Raw genomic sequence first — 19,589 nt, 5'->3', positions numbered from 1 at the left:
ATCCCAAAGAAAGGGTAAAGTAGATTTTTTTTCTGCTCTGAACAGAGGCCGGAAAAATTGCAGGAAATATCTACTTGACAGTCAGAGACCAAATGATAGATGATATAAAAAAAGGTGAGGAGGAAATTGGGGATGAATCGGGAAGAAGCAAAGAAGAAAGCAGAAGCGCTGGTTGCCAGGATGACTCTGGAGGAAAAAGCCAGTCAGTTAAGGTACGATGCACCTGCAATAAAAAGATTGGGAATTCCGGCGTATAACTGGTGGAATGAGGGACTTCACGGTGTTGCCAGAGCAGGGCAGGCAACGGTTTTTCCACAGGCGATCGGAATGGCGGCAGCTTTTGACCGGAAAAGTGTGGCAGAGATGGCCGGTATCGTGGCAACAGAGGGCAGAGCAAAGTATAATGCATATTCCGTAAACGGTGACAGAGATATTTATAAGGGATTGACGTTCTGGTCTCCTAATGTCAATATTTTCCGTGATCCACGATGGGGTAGAGGCCATGAAACTTATGGGGAAGATCCGTATCTTACAAAAGAACTGGGAGTTTCCTTTGTAAAAGCACTTCAGGGAAATGGGGATACAATGAAGGCAGCAGCCTGTGCCAAACATTTTGCAGTACATTCCGGGCCGGAGGCACTCCGTCATGAATTTGATGCGGAAGCATCCGCAAAAGATATGGAAGAAACGTATCTGCCGGCATTCGAAGGTCTGGTAAAAGAAGCGAAAGTAGAAGCGGTTATGGGAGCTTATAACCGGACAAACGGGGAACCCTGCTGCGGAAGTCCCACATTACAGAAAAAACTCAGAGGCGAATGGAAATTTCAGGGGCATTTTGTATCAGACTGCTGGGCGATCCGTGATTTTCATGAACACCATATGGTAACGGATACAGCCGTTGAATCTGCAGCATTGGCGATTAATAATGGCTGTGACCTGAATTGTGGAAATACCTATCTTCACATTATGAAGGCATACGAAAAGGGGCTTGTCACAGAAGAAACCATAACCCGGGCAGCAGTGAGGCTTTTCACCACAAGGTATCTGCTGGGGTTGTTTGATGGAAGCGAATATGACAATCTCTCCTACATGGAGGTGGAATCTCCCAGGCATCTGGATGCAGCGGAGAAAGCAGCGGAAAAAAGCTTTGTTCTGCTGAAAAATAACGGGATTCTTCCGCTTGATAAAGAAAAACTGAAAACAATAGGGATCATCGGACCAAATGCGGACAGCAGGCAGGCGCTGATCGGCAATTATCACGGGACAGCTTCCAGGTATATTACCATACAGGAAGGCATCCAGGATTATGTGGGAGACGATGTAAGGATCCTTACTTCCAGAGGCTGTGATCTGTTCCGAGACCGGACGGAGCACCTTGCGTTTACCAGAGATCGTATTGCGGAAGCAAAGGTGGTTGCGGAAAACAGCGATGTGGTGATCTTATGTATGGGACTGGATGAGACACTGGAAGGAGAAGAGGGAGACACCGGAAACAGCTATGTATCGGGAGATAAAGAAGATATTGAACTTCCCGGAGTACAGCGAGAACTGATGGAAGCAATCGCAGACACCGGAAAACCGGTAGTATTCTGTCTGCTGGCAGGAAGTGACCTTGATCTGAAATATGCGGCAGAGAAATTTGATGCCGTCATGATGCTGTGGTACCCTGGATGCCAGGGCGGGAAGGCAGCGGCAAAGGTACTGTTTGGAGAAATCTCGCCATCAGGAAAACTTCCGGTGACATTTTATGAAAGCCTGGAAGAACTTCCGGATTTTACCGATTATTCCATGAAAGGCAGAACATATCGCTATATGGAACGAAAAGCACAGTTTCCTTTTGGATATGGTCTGACGTACAGTAAGGTGGCAGTAGATAAAGCAGAGGTCAAAACATGTGGACAGAAGATAAACGTGGAGGTAGAAGTGCAGAATAACGGCGCATATGATACAGAGGATGTTGTTCAGATCTATGTAAAAAATATCGACAGCAAAAATGCCATTCCCAATCCGATGCTGGCCGGTTTTCAGCGGATATTCCTGAAGGCGGGAGAATGCCGAAAAATAGAAATCCCAATATGGGAAAAAGCATTCACCGTAGTAGATGAAACAGGGAAACGGATGGAAGAAGGAAAGAAATTTGAAATTTATGCAGGCTGCAGCCAGCCGGATGAAAAAAGCAAAGAACTGACCGGGATCATGCCGGTAAAGATCATCTGGGAAAAATAATAAGAAAATCTAAAGTAACAGGAGGGCGATGCATCAGGCAGCGCCCTCCCTTTATATCTAACGCATAAACAACCGTACCATTTTCTCATAAATCTTCCGATATTTCTGATATCTCATAGGAAGATCGATCCAGGTCTTTTTATCTACAATACTCTTGTAATGAGAGAATGTCCGGAAGCCGTCGATGCCATGATAGGATCCCATGCCGCTTTCCCCAAAGCCGCCGAAGCCCATATTGCTGGTTGCCAGATGTATGAGGACATCGTTGATACAGCCACCGCCGAAACCACATCGGGAAGTAACTTCCCGGGCATTTTTTTCATCTTCGGTGAAGATATAAAGAGCCAGCGGATGTGCCATGGAATTGATCTTTGTTACAGCACCTCCGAGAGAGTCATAGGTGAGGACCGGAAGTACCGGGCCGAAGATTTCCTGCTGCATGACCGGATCTTCGAAGGTTACGTTATCAAGAACTGTCGGATCGATCTGAAGTGTTTCACGGTTGGAACCACCGCCGCAGACAGTTTTGGCAGGATCGATCAGACTGTTGATACGGTCGAAATGCTTTTCGTTGATGATCTTTCCATATTTCCGGTTCTTCAGTGGTTCTTTTCCATACTGGCGTGTGATCTGTCTGCGAAGCTCTGCGACCAGGGCTTCTTTGATCTCCGGATCACAGTAGATGTAGTCCGGAGCCACGCAGGTCTGGCCACAGTTCAGGAACTTGCCGAATACGATACGTTTTGCCGCAAGGCGGAGATTGGCTGTTTTGTCCACGATGCAGGGGCTTTTTCCACCCAGCTCCAGAGTGACTGGTGTGAGGTGTTCGGAAGCCTTTCTCATGACCTCTTTTCCCACAGACTGGCTTCCCGTGAAGAAGATGTAATCAAAGTGCAGACTGAGAAGATGTGTGTTTTCCGCACGTCCGCCTGTGACAGTTGCAACGTATTTTTCATCGAAACATTCATGGATGAGAAGACGGATCACTTCACTTGTTGCCGGTGAGTAGGCACTTGGTTTCAGGATGACTGTGTTTCCGGCTGCAATGGCGTCTACCAGTGGTTCTATGGTGAGAAGAAACGGATAGTTCCACGGACTCATAATGAGAACCACACCGTAGGGGGATGGTTTGCGGAAACTGCGGGAATGGAACTGTGTCAGTGGAGTTGGAACGGTCTGTTCTTTTGCGTAGGAGCGGATATTTTTCAGCATATGTGTGATCTCGGAGAGCACCAGTCCGGTCTCACACATATAGCTTTCGAAATTACTTTTTCCCAGATCCTTTTTCAGCGCGGCGTGGATCTGATCTTCGTGTTTCCGGATGGAAGCGCGGAGACGTTTCAGGGCGCTGATGCGAAAATCAAGGTCAAGAGTTGCGCCGGAGTAGAAGTACTGGCGCTGTTTATCTAAAAGCTGGTTGATCTGTTCTTTTTCCATGGAATTGTAGTCCTTTCTGAAAAAACTGTATTCGAAATATTGAAAAAATCTTTCTATGCCAATGGCTGTTTTAGCAATTGCCTGCCGGAGGCATCAGTCTGTAATACAGTGTTTCAAGTTCGCCGGCATCCATCAGCACAGGAACCGGGTACAGAGGATTGGCTTCTTTATCTGCGTAATGGGCAAGCTCCGGGATGTCTGTTTCCTGGATTTCCGGGATATAGTCTCCGATGCCAAAGCGTTTTTTCATATCTTTTATTGCATCAATAAACATCCGGGCAGCAGTTTTATCGTCCTCATGTTTATCGCAGAGACCGGCAGTTACGGCAAGGTTGCGGAGTTTGTGAGTGATGGAATCTCCGTATGTTTCCAGTACCATAGGAAGGATCACTGCATTGGCAAGCCCATGTGGAACATTATATTTTCCGCCGAGGGAATGTGCAATTGCGTGGATATATCCAACGTAGGATTTGGTGAAGGCACAGCCTGCGAAATAGGAGGCGCGGAGCATATTTCGTCTTGCTTCAATATTATTGCCGTCTGTGTAGGCGGTATCCAGATTTTCAAAGATCAGTCTGACAGCATCCAGGGCATTTTTTCTTGTGCCAGGTGTAGTGGAATTTCCAATGTAGGCTTCCACTGCGTGAGTCAGGGCATCCATGCCGGTGGTAGCTGTGATAAACGGCGGAAGGCTTAAAGTCACTTTCGGGTCAAGGACTGCGTAGCGTGGGATCAGCGGAAAATCGTTGATGGCATATTTGTGCCGTGTTTCTGCATCGGTAATGACAGCAGCAAGTGTTGTTTCACTTCCTGTTCCTGCAGTCGTGGGGATGGCGATGAGAAGAGGAAGCTTTTTGTGGATCTTCAGGATTCCCTTCATCTGAGCAAGAGACTGGTGTGGCTTGGCAATGCGGGCTGCTGTGGCTTTTGCACAGTCCATACTGGAACCTCCGCCGAAGCCGATGATCGCCTGGCAGTCATTGTCCAGATACATGTGAAGGGCTTCGTCCACATTGACGGTTGTTGGATTGGCAACGGTTTTGTCGTAGATGTGGTAAGAGATGCAGCTTCGCTTCAGTGTCTGCTCCAGCCTTTCTGTAAGGCCAAGGCTTCGGATTCCTGCATCTGTGATGATGAGTACATTGTTATAGTTTCTTTTTTCCAGAACTTCCGGAATACCTTTGACGCTTCCGATGATCTTCGGATTGCGGTAAGGAAGCAGTGGAAGGGCGAATTTAAAAACATTCTGGAAAACCCGGCAGTAAGCTTTTTTAATGGATTCATGGTAGTTTTCGTTCCTTTTAAAGTCAAATTATTTTATTCTAAATATTATATATAGCAGTTGGAAGGGGAAAAGTCAAGATTGCCGTTTATGGAAGTGCATCGCGAAGTGTGTTGCTGAGAACAGAGTAACCGTAACGTCATAAAAAGAAAACAGGAAAATATAATATTGTCATGGTTGTAAATATCCTTTACACTAAGGGAGTCAAACAGAATCATCATGCAAGGATTGTATATCCAGCGTAAGGCAAGTGTTCGCAGGATAGATATTGATCACGGAGGAAATCATGCCAGAAACAGACACATCCGCAAAAAATCCTCTTCACGTATCCGAAGTGGATGATAATTTAAAAGAATTAAGCCCTCACGGTTCCTTTGAGCTGCCGGTGGAAACCTATATGGCGAACTGTGAGATCTTTCATGCACTGTATGACCACTGGCACAGTGAGATGGAGATCATGTATATTGAAAAAGGCAGTGGTTTTGCCAGACTGAACCGGGAGAGCATCCGCCTGAAAAAGGGGGATATCCTGATCGTGAACTGCGGAGTTCTCCATAGTATGCGCACGGATCTTAAGAAGCCTCTTTATTATAAGAGTGTGGTTTTCAGCCTGGGTTTCCTTGCAGGTCAGCCGGGAGATATCTGCCAGGAATGTGTGGTATCACCATTAATAGAAAACAAGGCAGAATTCTGCCATCATATAGAAGAAGGAGATTCCGGATATGAGAAGCTACGGGAAATTTTTCTGGAGATCCATGACTGTCATACGGAGAAGAAGCCATATTTTTATGTGAAGCTGAAAATGCTGTTTTTTGATTTCTTTTATGAGATGCTGACGAAGCATTATATTATCCCGGTAAGTACAGAGCAGAACAAGAGCCTTGCAGCAGTAAAGGAAGTGCTGGATCATATCAGCCTTCACTACCAGGAGAATCTTACCGTTTCAGAGCTTTCCGGACTTTCCAATTACAGTGAGTATTATTTTATGAAGCTTTTCCGCCAGTATACGGGAAAAACCCTGGTGGAATACATCAATGACTTCCGTATGGAGAAGGCGAAGTATCTTCTTACGCATTCCGATGCACCTGTGACGGAGATTGCCATGCAGGTGGGATTTAACAGTACAAGTTATTTTATAAAGAAATTTCAGCAGTCCAATAAGGTTTCACCGCATAAGTACAGGAAGAGTATGAGACAGATCTGAGAAAGCTCCCGAAGCAACCGCATATGTATCGGTTACGTTTTTATCCAGAGCTACAGTAAAAAGTGAAAAACAGTCTGACAAATATCTTGCATATCATGACAGGATTGTTATATTTTTGAAAAGAAATGCGTGATATCCTAATATCATCAAAAACAAAGCAAACAACCTTGTAAAAACATATTTCATCCCATCAAGATCCATGAAAGGAGATCAAAATGGAAACATTAAGCAAAGTATTTGAAGACAAATATAACAAAAATGTAAAAGATTGTACAAACGAGGAAATCTATCACGGACTTCTTTCCTGGACAAAGGAGCAGCTGAAGGGCCGTGGCTACCAGGAAGGAAAAAAGAAAATTTATTATATTTCCGCAGAGTTCCTTATCGGTAAGCTTCTTTCCAACAACCTGATCAATCTGGGCGTTTATGATGAAGTTGCGAAATATCTTAAAGAAAACGGAAAAGAGCTTTCCATGATCGAGGAGATCGAGCCGGAGCCATCTCTCGGAAACGGCGGACTTGGCCGTCTGGCAGCATGTTTCCTGGATTCCATTGCAACTCTGGGACTTCCGGGAGAAGGAATCGGACTTAATTATCACCTCGGACTTTTCAAACAGGAGTTTAAGGATCATCTTCAGTTTGAGACACCGAATCCTTGGATCCAGCCGGAGAGCTGGCTTACAGATGCAGGCGTTTCCTATTATGTCCCATTTAAGGGCTTTATGCTGAAATCCACACTGTATGATATTGATGTTGCAGGCTATGAGAACAAAGCGATCAAGCTTCGCCTTTTTGATATTGATATTGCAGATGAGAGCATTGTAGGTGAGGGAATCTCCTTTGATAAGAGGGATCTGCTCCACAACCTGACACTGTTCCTTTATCCGGATGACAGCGATGATGCAGGAAGAAAGCTTCGTATTTATCAGCAGTACTTCATGGTAAGCAATGCGGCACAGCTGATCCTGGATGAGGCAACAGCAAAAGGCTGCAATCTTCATGACCTTGCCGATTACGCAGTGATCCAGATCAACGATACACATCCGAGTATGGTAATTCCGGAGCTTATCCGTCTCCTCACGGAGCGTGGGATCGAGTTCGAGGAGGCATGCGAGATCGTATCTCATGTATGCGCTTATACCAACCATACCATTCTTGCAGAGGCACTTGAGAAATGGCCGATCTCCTATCTTGAGGAGGTTGTTCCGCATCTGATGCCGATCATCCGCAAGCTGGACGAGCGTATCAAAGCAAAATATCCGCAGGAAAATCTTGCCATCATCGACAAGAACGACCTGGTACACATGGCACATATGGACATCCACTACGGATTTTCCATCAACGGTGTTGCATCCCTTCATACCGATATCCTGAAGGAGACAGAGCTTCATCAGTTCTATGAGATCTATCCGGAGAAATTCAATAACAAGACAAACGGAATTACCTTCCGCAGATGGCTCCTTCATTGCAACCATCCGCTGACAGAGTACATTACATCTATGATCGGTGACGGCTTCCGCAAGGATTCCTTTGAGCTTGACAAGATGCTTGGCTTCAAGGAAAATCAGGACGTTCTTGCAAATATCCTTAAGATCAAGCAGGATGCAAAGAAGAGATGTGCGGAGTTTATCAAAGCCAACACAGGTGAAGAGATCAACACACACAGTGTTTATGATATCCAGATCAAACGTCTTCATGAGTACAAACGTCAGCAGCTGAACGCACTTTACATCATTGACCGTTACCTGAAGATCAAAGCAGGCGAGAAGCCGCAGCGCCCGGTAACCTTTATCTTCGGTGCAAAGGCAGCTCCTGCATACGTTATCGCAAAGGATATTATCCACCTGCTTCTCTGCTTACAGGAGCTTATCAACAATGATCCGGAGGTTTTCCCGTACATGAAAGTTGTTATGGTGGAAAACTACAACGTAAGTGCAGCAGAGAAGCTGATCCCTGCCTGCGATATCTCCGAGCAGATTTCTCTTGCTTCCAAGGAGGCCAGCGGAACAGGAAACATGAAGTTCATGCTCAACGGTGCTGTAACACTGGGAACCATGGATGGTGCAAATGTGGAGATCAGCCAGCTGGTAGGCAAGGATAATATCTATATCTTCGGAGAGTCCAGTGAGCAGGTTATCGAACACTATGAAAAGGCTGACTACTGCTCCAGAGATTTTTATGAGAAAGACGAGCGCATCCGTCGTGCAGTAGACTTTATTGTAGGAAATGAGCTTCTTTCTATTGGAAGTGAGGAGCATTTAAGAAGACTGCATCATGAGATCGTAAGCAAAGACTGGTTCATGACTCTTCTTGACTTCGAGGATTATGCGAAGGTGAAAGATCAGGCACTGCTCGATTATGAGGACAGAACCGCATGGGCAGAGAAAATGCTTGTAAATATCGGAAAAGCAGGATACTTCTCTTCAGACAGAACCATCGAAGAGTACAACAGAGATATCTGGCATCTGACACCGGAGAAATAAAACGGTTTTAGGCAGATTGCTCCGGCTCGGAAGAAAAATAGAAAAATAGAAAATAAAAACACCGGCATTCATTGGAATATGTACTGGGGCTGAGATGTCAGAGATGATCTGGCAGCCTGGACAGGACATGGTACAGATGAATGGCCGGTGTTTTTGTGAAATTGGTTACGAAAAATTGTTTACGGAATCAGGCAAGCGATACTTCAGGCTTTTCCATGCTTAAATGCCATCATCATTTCCTTGGTAAGGCTGATATTATCTCCTTCATCCGGAATGTCTTCCCGGTTGAACCAGGAGGCCATGGAAAGCTCATCGTGGTCTACAGTCAGAGTGTCGTCGCCATCCAGATCACAGTAGAAGCCAAACAGAAGGGTTCCGGAGAAGGACCATGGCTGGCTCTTGTAGTAGCGGAGATTTTTGACCTTTACGCCGATCTCTTCCATAACTTCACGGTGAACGGTCTCCTCGATGGTCTCACCAATCTCGGCAAAACCTGCGATCATGGCGTAGCGGGTGTGATTTCGGCCCTCATATTTGGAGAGGATCAGCTTGTTACCGTTGGTAACGCCTACAATCACAGCTGGAGAAAGCACCGGATATTCACCGTTTCCACAGGCAGGGCAGATCATCTTGCGCTCATGTTTATCATGTACCATCGGTTTGCCGCAGCAGCCGCAGAAACGGCGCTTGCTGTACCACTGAAAGAGCTGATATCCGGTGATTCCTGCGAAAGCCAGATACTGTGGCTCCGCTGTGCGGAGAACTCTTGTGATCTCAAACTGATAACCAGGAAGGAGACTGGTGTCAAGATCCGGGATCAGATAAAAATGCTCTTCGTCAATGGAGAAGAGATAGATATAATTCTCATAGAGATTTTCAACTTTTCCTTCCAGCTCTCCAAAGCTTGGAAGAGTCATAGTCTCGCCATCTTTTTTCATAAGGATCTTTCCTTCTTCATAGGCGAGGATGTGGCTTTCTTTATCCGGGGCCACAGGTTTGTATTCATTGTGATAGGTATGTGGTGCGATATCCTGGATCATGATCGATAATTCCTTTCCGAATTTATTGTTTTACAGTGTTTGCTGAGAAGTTTTGCCATATAAAATACAGCATGCTTTCTACAGTATAAGCTTACCTTAAGAAAAAGGCAACTCCAGCAATAACAAAAAAGTTGTATGAGTCAGAAAATCAGTGTAAGATAAATGTATTATATTGTGCAGAAGATGTGAAAGATCTGAAAATTTTTCTGCACAGAAGGAGAAAATCATGCCAACAACAGAAAAGCCGGGACTGACCCGGGATGCCATTAAATATCTGGCAATTTTTACCATGCTTCTGAACCATATCGCCAACGTGCTTCTGCCGGAAAACACGATCCTGTGGGAAGTGTTTATAGACATTGGCTACTTCACAGCCATTACCATGTGCTATTTTCTTGTGGAAGGCTTTTACTATACACATTCCAGGAGAAAATACGGTGAAAGACTTCTGATCTTTGCCGGGATCTCTCAGATTCCCTATATGATAGCCTTTGGAAATTCACAGCTGAATATGATCTTTACTCTGTTTATCTGTTTTATGATCCTGGTTGTTCAGGAAAGGATGATGGCAAGTAAATGGAGAATTCCACTTCTGATCCTGCTTCTTTTACTATCCGTTTGTTCGGACTGGGCAATCCTGGCACCGGTTTTTACCATCTGGTTCCATGAGAGCTGGGGGAACAGGAAGAGGATGATAACAGCGTACGGAGTCGGTGCTGCCCTTTTTGTGCTGTTTAACTACAGCTCCTACGTTGAAAAAATGGCAGCCGGACCGGCAATGATCCATGCTCTGTTTTCGGCAGCAGGGATCGTGGCATCAGGAATCATCATCCTGTGCTTCTATAATGGCAAAAAATCCGAAAAAGCACCGAAGTTTTCCAAGTGGTTTTTCTATATCTTTTATCCGGCACATCTGCTGATCCTGAGCATAGTCCGTGTTATAGTACAGTAATAGATAAAATAAAATCTCTCCAATATTTATAACCGGATAGATTGCCGAAAATAAATTTCATATCCACATAAAACATAGTAATTCTGTAAGAAAACAGAAAAATAGCGAAAAAACTCTTGAAAACCCACAAACTATCTGCTATGCTAACTGACATGACAAAGGCGTCTGGAAATTGAGTTTCCAGGCGCTTTTTTGCGTTGCAGAATAATTGAGGGAATTGAGGAGGAAATGAATGATGAATGCAGGAGATACCGGCTTTATGCTGATCTGTACAGCCTTTGTGTTCTTTATGACACCTGGGCTTGCGTTTTTCTACGGAGGACTGGTCCGCAGGAAAAATGTGGTAAATACCATGATGGCCTGTGGGGCGATCATGGGACTGTCCGTAGTTATGTGGACATTGTTTGGATATTCGCTGGCATTTGGAGGAAATCATGGCGGGATCATCGGAGATTTTCGCTGGTTTGCGCTGAATGGCGTAGGCTGGGAGCCGGGACCTTATGCGGATACGATCCCGCATCTGGTATTTGTGGCGTTCCAGATGATGTTTGCTATGATCACACCAGCACTGATCACCGGTGCCGTGGTTGGAAGAATGCGTTTTAAGGCGCTGTTTTTCTTTATTGCGATCTGGTCTTTGATCGTGTATTATCCAATGGCACATATGGTCTGGGGAGACGGTGGATTTCTGGCAGCCATTGGCTCTGTGGACTTTGCAGGAGGAAATGTGGTACATATCAGTTCCGGTGTCAGTGCACTGGTTCTTGCCATTTATCTTGGACAGAGACGAGGCTATGCAAAAGCAACCTATCGCACACACAATATCCCATTTGTATTTCTCGGAGCAGCTATGCTGTGGTTCGGATGGTTCGGCTTTAATGCAGGAAGTGCGCTGAAGGCAGACGGCCTTGCGGCACATGCCTTTATGACCAGCAGTATTTCTTCTGCCTGCGCACTGCTGACCTGGATGCTGATTGAGGTGATCCGCGAGGGAAAACCGACACTGGTTGGTGCATCCACAGGTCTTGTTATCGGACTGGTAGCCATTACACCGGGAGCTGGTTTCGTACCGGTATGGGCATCCTTTATCATTGGGATCCTGGTAAGCCCGATCTGTTACTTTACTGTGATCCTTCTGAAACAGAAGCTGAAGATCGACGATGCCCTGGATGCTTTTGGCTGCCATGGTATCGGTGGTATCTGGGGAGGAATCGCAACAGGTCTCTTCGGAAAAACTTCCATTAACTCTGTTGCAAAATGGGATGGCCTTGTGTTTGGAGCTCACCGTCTGTTCCTGGCGCAGGTATTGAGTATTGTGATCACTATTGCGGTTGCTATTGTGGGAACGCTGATCTGTATCGGGATCGTGCGGATCTTTACACCGCTTCGTGTAGATCCGAAGGAAGAGATGGTTGGTCTGGATGCGTCCCAGCATGGAGAGAATGCATATCCGTCATTTAATGGATTTGACTGATAAAAGAATTTGTCCGCAATGATCGTGTGAAAATGGAGGAAATCGTATGCTTATAAAGATAGAAGCAATCGTAAGAGAAGAAAAAATGGAAGATGTAAAAGCAGCGTTAAATGAGATCCAGGTTAACGGTTTTACAGTAACCCAGATCATGGGCTGCGGAACACAGCGCGGCTATACAGAATATGTCCGTGGTTCCAAGATCGATGTATTTCTGAAACCGAAGATCAAGTTTGAAATTGTGGTATCATCGGAAGATTGGGAGATCAAAGTTATTGATGCTGTGCAGAAAGCAGCATTTACCGGTGATCCCGGCGATGGAAAGATATTTAGCTATGAGATACGCAACGCTGTTCGTATCCGTACAGGTGAGACAGGATACGATGCGCTGCAGTCGGAGTTCCTGTAAAATAATAAAGATGTAAAAAAGATCCTTCTGGAAAAACTGAGATATTCAGATTTTCAGAAGGATTTTTTGCAGATAATTAACAATAGTCTTACTTTGATTTGATGCAAACTTCTGCAGTTACATATAAGATAGAAAGGTACACAATAGATCAGTTAGAAAGTAAAATTAAAACATACGGAAAAACTATGTCAAAAAAGAAATCAAAGAAGATCAGAAAAGAGCAGGCTCAGGAGTTGAGTTCAGCAGAACCGGAACATCTTAAACTGGCGGCAGAAAAAACAGCAGCCATCGCAAGCTACATCAAGGATCCGGACTACCGCCTCCGCTGTAAGGCGGCCATCGATATCCTTATGGCAAAACTGAAGATGATCAATGCAGAGCTTTCCGGACAGAAAAAGCGTACTGTGATCAGTCAGATCACCAACCGGATAAAAAGTGCTGAAAGTATTTACGCTAAACTTCTGAAAAAAGGACTGGAACCGGATTTTGAGACTGCCAGAAAAAATCTGAAAGATCTCATCGGCATCCGTGTAGTCTGTCCGTTTGAGGATGAGCTTTACCAGGTTGCAGAATCCCTGGAAATGCAGAAGGATATCGAGATCGTCCGGATAAAGGATTACATTAAAAATCCAAAGAAAAACGGCTACAAAAGTCTTCATCTGATCGTGAAAGTACCTATCTACTCTGCGGAAGGTGAACAGAAAGAACTGGTGGAAATACAGCTTCGGACCATTGCGATGGATTACTGGTCTGTGTTAGAATATGAATTGTATTATAAAAAAAGAGACAATGCGGAAATTGAAACAGAATTAAAAAAATATGCAGAAGAAATTGCTAATCTGGATCACAGAATGCTGGGATTACGAAATAAAATCGAAAAAATCTGAGCAATCAGCGAATGCGAGATCAGAATGCCTGTTTTATGACAAACCTGTAAAATTACTGCATCAGAAAAGGAGAATATCCCGGTGCTGGAGAAATAAAAGATATTTACACATGAAATTATAAATTAGGATTTATAAAAAAGAAAACGGAGAATTCCCGAAAGAAAAATTTAAGGAATTCTCCGTTTTATTATCTGACTGAGCAAACTATGAAGTTATTATTCAATATAGAGCTGTGCAACAAATGGGGCATAAGATATCCAACTGCTTTTTCTCTGCCATAGTTGCATTTCAACTGCAAAGATGACACTTTTCACAGGCGGACGGTGTGGCTGCACAACCGCCGAGAGCAGTTTCACGAAGCTCTGCAGGAAGTTTTTTGCCCACAGTATACATGGCATCGATCATCTCATCCAGCGGGATGAACTGGGGGATACCGGCCAGTGACATTTCCGCTGCGATTAGGGCATTGGAAACACCGGCTGCGTTACGGTTCTGGCAGGGATATTCCACCAGGCCGCCTACCGGGTCACATACAAGACCGAGCATATTCATAAGAACGGTGGAAGCAGCATAAGTACACTGAAGAGGTGTACCGCCAAGAAGTTCCACAGCAGCAGAAGCAGCCATTGCAGAAGCGATTCCGACCTCAGCCTGACATCCGCCAACCGCACCTGCAACTGTGGCGTTTCGCATGGCAAGATAGCCGATCGCGCCTGCATTAAATAATGCCTGGCGGATTTTTTTATCGGAAAAGCCGTAGACCTCCTGAAGAGCAAGCATCATTCCGGGAACGATCCCGGCACTGCCGGCAGTAGGAGAGGCAACGATAAGTCCCATGGAAGCGTTGGTCTCAAGGGTTGCCATAGCGTAGGTGATTCCCTTTCCGAGAACATTTCCGCACAGGCTTTTTCCCAGGTCATGAAATTCGCAGAGCTTTCGGGCTTCACCGCCGATCAGTCCGCCCATAGATATCACCGGATCTTTGATGGGGGAAAAAGCAGCATCCTTCATGATCTCCAGAACACGATCCATGCGCTGGTCCACGATTTCAGCAGTGGTTTCACCGAGAAGGATCTCACGCTGGCGCATTACTTCGGAAATCGGAAGCTTTTTTTCCTGGCAGAGAGCAAGAAGTTCCTTGGCATTTTTGAAATCCATAAAACACATCCTCCTTTTCCCTACATCTGAACAACCATGACATCATGGATGTTGGTGTTCCGGTGAATGCTTTCTACGATATCTTCCGGGAGATGACCATCGGATTCCACGATCGTATAGGCTGTGGTTCCTTTGGATTCACGGAAGAGGCGCATGAAGGCAATGTTAATGTTACGTTCACTTAAGCATCTGGTGATGTAGGCCACAACACCGGGAGTATCCTGATGGATCACGATGATGGCACTGTATTCGCCGGTGAAATCCACTTTCACGTGGTTGATCTCCACAATGCGGACCTTGCCGCCGCCCAGCGATTCCCCCCGGACTGTCATTTCCTGTCCCTGTTCATTGACCATATGGATATCTACAGTATTGGGATGGACATCGGTTTCCGCTTCATTTGGAGTAAAGGAAAAGTCGATCCCCTGTTCCCTGGCAATATCAAAAGAATTCCGTATACGCATGTCATCTGTGGAAAAGCCCATGATCCCGCCAAGGAGGGCACGGTCTGTACCGTGTCCCTTGTATGTTCTGGCGAAGGAACCATAAAGGATGAATTCTACTTTTTTCAGGGGCGGCGTGATCATCTTCTGGGCAAGGAAAGCAATGCGTGCAGCCCCTGCGGTATGAGAACTGGAAGGACCGATCATGTTGGGACCCATAACGTCAAATACACTGATAAAAGACATTTTGCTTAATTCTCCTGTGGTGTTTTTGCAATAAATTTCTTATAAATGGTGTCAACGATCACGCCGATGGCGTTGTCACCGGATACATTGCAGGCAGTTCCGAAGGAATCCTGGGTAATGTAAAGGGCAACCATGATAGCACAGATGGCACCGTCCGGATCCCCGGCTTCCGCTCCGAATACCATGTAAAGGAATGGAAGGGCAGTCATGATGGAACCACCGGGAGCACCGGGAGATGCAACCATGGCAACACCGAGAGTCATGATGAACGGAACGATGATCCCAAGACTGATGGGCAGCTGGTTCATAAGGCAGACTGCAGTAGCACAGGCTGTGATGGTGATCATGGAACCGGCCATGTGGATGTTTGCACAGAGCGGTACTACGAAGTTGCGGATCTGCTCGCACACGCCGTCCTTTTTGGCACATTCCAGATTGACCGGGATGGTAGCTGCGGAAGACTGGGTTCCCAGAGCAGTTGTGTATCCCGGGATCTGATTTTTGATCAGAGTGAAAGGATTCTTTTTGCTGACAGTACCTGCGATCACAAACTGGATCGTAATGCAGATCAGGTGCATGATGATAACAACAAGGAATACCTTCCAGAGGATGCTTAAGATGGCAAAGGTTTTTCCGGAAATAGTCATATCTGTGAAGGTTCCGCAGATGTAAAGCGGAAGCAGCGGGATGATAATGGTATGAAGGACCTTGTCAATGATCTTGGAAAAGTCACTCATTCCGTTATAAAGGCTGTTTCCCATTTCTTTTCCACGCATGGAAGAGAGGCACAGTCCCATGACAAAGGCAAGGGCAACAGCAGAAAGAGTATCCATGACCGGCTCCAGTGTGATAGAGAAAAACGGTGTCAGGGATGCGTCTGCGGTAGCTGCGATCTGATCCAGTGCACCTTCACTCATAAAGTGTGGGAACAGGCTGGATGATACCAGATAGGATGCGGAACCTGCGATCAGAGTGGAGCCATAAGCCAGAGCCACTGTGATCAGGAGAAGCTTCCCTGCACCCTGTGAAAGATCCGCAATACCCATGGTCACATAGGCAAGGATCATCAGCGGGATGACGAATTTCAGAAAGGTACTGAAAAATCCGGAAAGGGTTACAACAAAGCGACAGAAGCCTTCCGGAAGGAACTGGCCGAACAGGATACCTACGATGATGGCAATGATCAGCTTCGGCACAAGTCCGATCTTGATTTTTTCTTTTCCATTTGGATTCTTTCCTCCTAAGTATGAATTTATTCATTTTGCACAAAAATACGATTGACGTCCTCGTGATTGTATTGTAACATTGACATAAAAATAAGGCAAATTCACAGATTTCATCATCACGATGAAAAAATTTCATAGTAAAAGGGAGAAAATCATGGAAATCCGTCAGTTGGAGACGTTTGTACATGTAGCACAGCTTCAGAGCTTTTCCAGGGCAGCAGAGGTTCTGGGATACACTCAGTCAGCGATCACTGTCCAGATCCGTCTTCTGGAAAATGAGCTGGAAACAAGACTTTTTGACAGAACCGGAAAGCGTGTGGTGCTTACTCCGTCCGGAAAAGAGTTTATGGGGCATGCAAGCCGGATCTTATATGACGTAAATAAAGCAAAAAAGTCAATGAATGATGATGCGGAACTGAAAAATCCATTACATATCGGGACGATCGAATCTCTCTGCACAGCAAAGCTTCCGGCTGTTCTCAGCAAATTTCGTGAGTTTCACCCGAAAGTAAATATGCAGGTGACTATTGATACACCGGAGCAGCTGATACGGATGATGGAGCATAACGGGCTGGATCTCATTTATATACTGGATACCCCAAGGTGGGACCAGAACTGGGTGAAGGTCATGGAGAAGGCGGAGCCGGTAGTATTTGTGGCCTCTGCAGATTCGGAGTTTGCGGGAAAGACGCTGAAGATGGAGGATATCCTGGAAGAGCCTTTTTTTCTCACGGAAAAGAATGCCAATTATCGCCAGGCCCTGGATCAGCAGCTGGCACTTAAGAAGCAGGCCCTGTCACCGGTACTGGAGATCAGCGATACCGCTTTCATCATCCGCATGCTGGAAAAGAACCACGGACTTTCCTTTCTTCCCTATCTGGCTGTGGAGCGGGATATCCGGAAAGGAAGAATTGCCCTTTTACATGTGGAAGATGTGGAGATATCCATGTACCGGCAGATCTTTTACCATAAAAATAAGTTTAAGACGAGAGAGATGGAGGAGTTTATCCGTCTGGCGGCAGAGTGAAAGTCAGAGCTTGTAAAAACAAATAAAATGTGGCACTATAAAAGAAAAACACAGGAGAGAACAAATGAATCTTATTGAAGAAGCAAAAGCTCTTGGTTTTTCCGACGCAGCGGTCATAAGTACCGATCAGCTTGTATTTGTGCCGGAATACCGGGTTTTCTGCGAGGACAATCTTTGCGGGAATTATGATAAAAACCCGGCATGTCCACCACAGAGCGGCACTGTAGAGGAGATGAAAGAGCATGCGCTGAAATACGAAAAAACGCTGATACTCCAGACAATGCAGGATGGCCTTATGGACTACAAAAAGGCAAAACTTGCTCATAACAAACTGACAGAACAGCTGGCAGAGAAGATGAAAGAAGAGGGAATAACTGATCTTCTGATCATGAGTGCGGGACCTTATAAACATAATTCCTGCATGTCCGCTTACTGTGTGGATGCACAGAAAATGGCAGACGCTGCAGGAATGCTATGCTGGACCAGCGACGGAATGATCCGTTATTTTTCCCAGGTTCTTTTCCATGGGTAAGATGAAGGATTTTGTAAAGGAATATGGGAGAAATAGATGGAGTTTTACAAATGCGAGTATCCGTTGACAGAAACAGAAAAAACGTGTAGAGTTTAAATAAATGTAATTACATAAAAAGAATCAGCAGGAGAAAAAACAGAATGGAAAAATCAACAGTTTATTTCACTGATTTTCGTTGTCCGGTGGGAACCAGCCAGCTGGACAAACTGAAAAAACTCTGCGTTGCCGCAGGAATCAAAGATATCGATATGGATGGAAAATTCGTAGCCATCAAGATGCATTTCGGAGAGCTTGGAAATATGGCATTTCTTCGTCCGAACTATGCAAAGGTAGTCGCAGATCTTTGTAAGGAGCAGGGCGGAATGCCGTTCCTGACAGATTGTAATACCCTTTATCCGGGAAGCAGAAAGAACGCACTGGAGCATCTGGACTGTGCAAATCTTAACGGATTTAACACGATCACAACCGGATGCCAGATCATCATCGGTGACGGAGTTCGAGGAACCGATGAAGTAGAAGTTCCGGTAGTAAACGGAGAATACTGCAAAACTGCCCTGATCGGACATGCTATCATGGACGCAGATATTTTTATCAGTCTCAGCCATTTCAAGGGACATGAGACAACCGGCTTTGGCGGTGCTCTGAAGAATATCGGTATGGGATGCGGAAGCCGTGCCGGAAAAATGCAGCAGCATGCCAGCGGAAAGCCGGCCATCCATGAAGATGTCTGTCGTGGCTGCCGCCGTTGTGCGAAAGAGTGCGGAAGTGATGCGATTACATATGTAAACAAGAAAGCAGTTATCGATTACGATAAATGCAAAGGCTGTGGCCGCTGTATCGGGGCCTGCAGCTATGATGCCGTATACAATCCGAATAGCAGTGCAAACGAGCTTCTTGATCGCAAGATGGCAGAGTATGCACAGGCTGTCTGTCACGGACGTCCCCATTTCCATATTGCACTGGTACAGGATATCAGCCCTAACTGTGACTGCCATGGTGAAAATGATGCGCCGATCCTTCCGGATATCGGAATGTTCGCAAGCTTTGACCCGGTTGCACTGGATCAGGCCTGTGCAGATGCCTGCCTGAAGGCAACACCGATCGCCAACAGCCAGCTTGGAGAGCATCTGGCAGAGCCGGGATGGCACTGTCACCATGACCACTTTAAGGATTCCAATCCGAATATTGAGTGGAAGGCAACTTTGGATCAGGCAGAAAAGATCGGCCTGGGAACCAGGGAATATGAGCTGAAGATAATCAAATAAGCAACAGAAATCATATAAAATCACGAAAGCACGCCTGTTACATGGCGTGCTTTTTTGCGTAAATAAAGAAACATAAAATGAAAAAACGTATAAAGACGGTATCTAAAATAAAAAACATATGCGTGCATATGCGTGCTCGAAATACAGCTATTGTGAATAATATACAAAGAAATAACAGGAAAATTTGGACAAAAACGAGAAAACAGAAAAAGCTGTAAATTTATATTGCATAATCAGACTGCGTGTGATAACATACACACAACATAATTAACACGCATTTAACACGCGAATAGAGAAAAAT

At 45.4% G+C, this 19,589-nt stretch carries 16 protein-coding genes; 10 read left to right on the top strand and 6 right to left on the bottom strand.

Annotated elements, in window-relative coordinates; all coding sequences use genetic code 11:
• The first annotated feature begins 132 nt into the window (after positions 1 to 132).
• Positions 133 to 2,226, top strand: coding sequence for a glycoside hydrolase family 3 C-terminal domain-containing protein (locus tag CK1_RS16560; protein ID WP_015527283.1), 2,094 nt, complete (start codon positions 133 to 135; stop codon positions 2,224 to 2,226).
• 57 nt (positions 2,227 to 2,283) lie between these two features.
• On the opposite strand, the gene CK1_RS16555 is transcribed toward CK1_RS16560, so the two are convergent.
• The gene (locus CK1_RS16555; protein ID WP_015527282.1) at positions 2,284 to 3,663 is read right to left on the bottom strand and encodes an aldehyde dehydrogenase; all 1,380 of its coding nucleotides are present in this window, start codon (positions 3,661 to 3,663) and stop codon (positions 2,284 to 2,286) included.
• A gap of 70 nt (positions 3,664 to 3,733) precedes the next feature.
• Positions 3,734 to 4,795: an iron-containing alcohol dehydrogenase gene (locus CK1_RS16550; protein ID WP_353611267.1), complete on the bottom strand. Its 1,062-nt coding sequence runs from the start codon at positions 4,793 to 4,795 to the stop codon at positions 3,734 to 3,736.
• A gap of 436 nt (positions 4,796 to 5,231) precedes the next feature.
• Here CK1_RS16550 and CK1_RS16545 point away from each other — a divergent pair, with 436 nt between their 5' ends.
• Both CK1_RS16545 and glgP read left to right on the top strand, forming a co-directional pair.
• Positions 5,232 to 6,149, top strand: a complete 918-nt coding sequence (locus CK1_RS16545) for an AraC family transcriptional regulator (protein WP_015527280.1) — start codon at positions 5,232 to 5,234, stop codon at positions 6,147 to 6,149.
• 209 nt (positions 6,150 to 6,358) lie between these two features.
• Positions 6,359 to 8,632 carry a glycogen/starch/alpha-glucan family phosphorylase gene (glgP, locus tag CK1_RS16540; RefSeq protein ID WP_353611266.1) on the top strand — a complete coding sequence of 758 codons (2,274 nt, stop codon included), beginning with the start codon at positions 6,359 to 6,361 and terminating at the stop codon, positions 8,630 to 8,632.
• Between the two features lie 203 nt (positions 8,633 to 8,835).
• Here the strand turns inward: glgP and nudC are convergent, their stop codons facing one another.
• The gene (gene nudC, locus CK1_RS16535) at positions 8,836 to 9,672 is read right to left on the bottom strand and encodes an NAD(+) diphosphatase (protein WP_015527278.1); all 837 of its coding nucleotides are present in this window, start codon (positions 9,670 to 9,672) and stop codon (positions 8,836 to 8,838) included.
• A 226-nt stretch (positions 9,673 to 9,898) separates the two neighbouring features.
• On the opposite strand from nudC, the gene CK1_RS16530 reads away from it, so the two are divergent.
• The 4 genes from CK1_RS16530 to CK1_RS16515 all read left to right on the top strand — a co-directional run bounded on the left by CK1_RS16530 (position 9,899) and on the right by CK1_RS16515 (position 13,391).
• Positions 9,899 to 10,624, top strand: a complete 726-nt coding sequence (locus CK1_RS16530; protein WP_306289012.1) for a TraX family protein — start codon at positions 9,899 to 9,901, stop codon at positions 10,622 to 10,624.
• A 235-nt stretch (positions 10,625 to 10,859) separates the two neighbouring features.
• Positions 10,860 to 12,098, top strand: a complete 1,239-nt coding sequence (locus tag CK1_RS16525) for an ammonium transporter (protein ID WP_015527277.1) — start codon at positions 10,860 to 10,862, stop codon at positions 12,096 to 12,098.
• A 46-nt stretch (positions 12,099 to 12,144) separates the two neighbouring features.
• A complete protein-coding gene (locus CK1_RS16520) occupies positions 12,145 to 12,504 on the top strand; it encodes a P-II family nitrogen regulator (RefSeq protein ID WP_015527276.1) in 360 nt (119 codons plus the stop codon).
• A 185-nt stretch (positions 12,505 to 12,689) separates the two neighbouring features.
• Complete coding sequence (locus CK1_RS16515; RefSeq protein WP_015527275.1) at positions 12,690 to 13,391, top strand: GTP pyrophosphokinase; 702 nt, start codon at positions 12,690 to 12,692, stop codon at positions 13,389 to 13,391.
• Between the two features lie 288 nt (positions 13,392 to 13,679).
• Here the strand turns inward: CK1_RS16515 and sdaAA are convergent, their stop codons facing one another.
• From sdaAA to CK1_RS16500, 3 genes are read right to left on the bottom strand one after another with little or no spacing between them, the layout of a single operon-like run.
• Positions 13,680 to 14,549 (bottom strand): L-serine ammonia-lyase, iron-sulfur-dependent, subunit alpha, encoded by an 870-nt coding sequence (sdaAA, locus tag CK1_RS16510; RefSeq protein ID WP_015527274.1) that lies wholly within the window; start codon positions 14,547 to 14,549, stop codon positions 13,680 to 13,682.
• A 20-nt stretch (positions 14,550 to 14,569) separates the two neighbouring features.
• The gene (sdaAB, locus tag CK1_RS16505; protein ID WP_015527273.1) at positions 14,570 to 15,238 is read right to left on the bottom strand and encodes an L-serine ammonia-lyase, iron-sulfur-dependent subunit beta; all 669 of its coding nucleotides are present in this window, start codon (positions 15,236 to 15,238) and stop codon (positions 14,570 to 14,572) included.
• 5 nt (positions 15,239 to 15,243) lie between these two features.
• Complete coding sequence (locus CK1_RS16500; RefSeq protein ID WP_306289011.1) at positions 15,244 to 16,434, bottom strand: dicarboxylate/amino acid:cation symporter; 1,191 nt, start codon at positions 16,432 to 16,434, stop codon at positions 15,244 to 15,246.
• A gap of 184 nt (positions 16,435 to 16,618) precedes the next feature.
• Here CK1_RS16500 and CK1_RS16495 point away from each other — a divergent pair, with 184 nt between their 5' ends.
• From CK1_RS16495 to CK1_RS16485, 3 genes are all read left to right on the top strand, one after another.
• Positions 16,619 to 17,491: a LysR family transcriptional regulator gene (locus CK1_RS16495; RefSeq protein WP_015527272.1), complete on the top strand. Its 873-nt coding sequence runs from the start codon at positions 16,619 to 16,621 to the stop codon at positions 17,489 to 17,491.
• Positions 17,492 to 17,555: 64 nt separating this feature from the next.
• On the top strand, positions 17,556 to 18,023 hold the full coding sequence (locus CK1_RS16490) for a DUF2284 domain-containing protein (RefSeq protein ID WP_015527271.1): 468 nt from the start codon (positions 17,556 to 17,558) through the stop codon (positions 18,021 to 18,023).
• Positions 18,024 to 18,163: 140 nt separating this feature from the next.
• On the top strand, positions 18,164 to 19,288 hold the full coding sequence (locus CK1_RS16485) for a DUF362 domain-containing protein (protein ID WP_015527270.1): 1,125 nt from the start codon (positions 18,164 to 18,166) through the stop codon (positions 19,286 to 19,288).
• Positions 19,289 to 19,589 lie beyond the last annotated feature (301 nt).

It is taken from the genome of Ruminococcus sp. SR1/5 (assembly GCF_000209835.1).
Taxonomy (GTDB): domain Bacteria; phylum Bacillota; class Clostridia; order Lachnospirales; family Lachnospiraceae; genus Blautia_A; species Blautia_A fusiformis.
The sequence above is the reverse complement of the archived record's forward strand: the minus strand, read 5'-3'. Positions and strand labels throughout refer to the sequence as shown.

Coding starts and splice junctions, on each gene's coding strand:
- nudC (WP_015527278.1), bottom strand. CDS start 9,672: ATGATCCAGGATATCGCACCACATACCTATCACAATGAATACAAACCT.
- CK1_RS16515 (WP_015527275.1), top strand. CDS start 12,690: ATGTCAAAAAAGAAATCAAAGAAGATCAGAAAAGAGCAGGCTCAGGAG.
- CK1_RS16545 (WP_015527280.1), top strand. CDS start 5,232: ATGCCAGAAACAGACACATCCGCAAAAAATCCTCTTCACGTATCCGAA.
- CK1_RS16525 (WP_015527277.1), top strand. CDS start 10,860: ATGAATGCAGGAGATACCGGCTTTATGCTGATCTGTACAGCCTTTGTG.
- CK1_RS16490 (WP_015527271.1), top strand. CDS start 17,556: ATGAATCTTATTGAAGAAGCAAAAGCTCTTGGTTTTTCCGACGCAGCG.
- CK1_RS16555 (WP_015527282.1), bottom strand. CDS start 3,663: ATGGAAAAAGAACAGATCAACCAGCTTTTAGATAAACAGCGCCAGTAC.
- CK1_RS16495 (WP_015527272.1), top strand. CDS start 16,619: ATGGAAATCCGTCAGTTGGAGACGTTTGTACATGTAGCACAGCTTCAG.
- sdaAB (WP_015527273.1), bottom strand. CDS start 15,238: ATGTCTTTTATCAGTGTATTTGACGTTATGGGTCCCAACATGATCGGT.
- CK1_RS16560 (WP_015527283.1), top strand. CDS start 133: ATGAATCGGGAAGAAGCAAAGAAGAAAGCAGAAGCGCTGGTTGCCAGG.
- CK1_RS16520 (WP_015527276.1), top strand. CDS start 12,145: ATGCTTATAAAGATAGAAGCAATCGTAAGAGAAGAAAAAATGGAAGAT.
- sdaAA (WP_015527274.1), bottom strand. CDS start 14,549: ATGGATTTCAAAAATGCCAAGGAACTTCTTGCTCTCTGCCAGGAAAAA.
- CK1_RS16485 (WP_015527270.1), top strand. CDS start 18,164: ATGGAAAAATCAACAGTTTATTTCACTGATTTTCGTTGTCCGGTGGGA.
- CK1_RS16530 (WP_306289012.1), top strand. CDS start 9,899: ATGCCAACAACAGAAAAGCCGGGACTGACCCGGGATGCCATTAAATAT.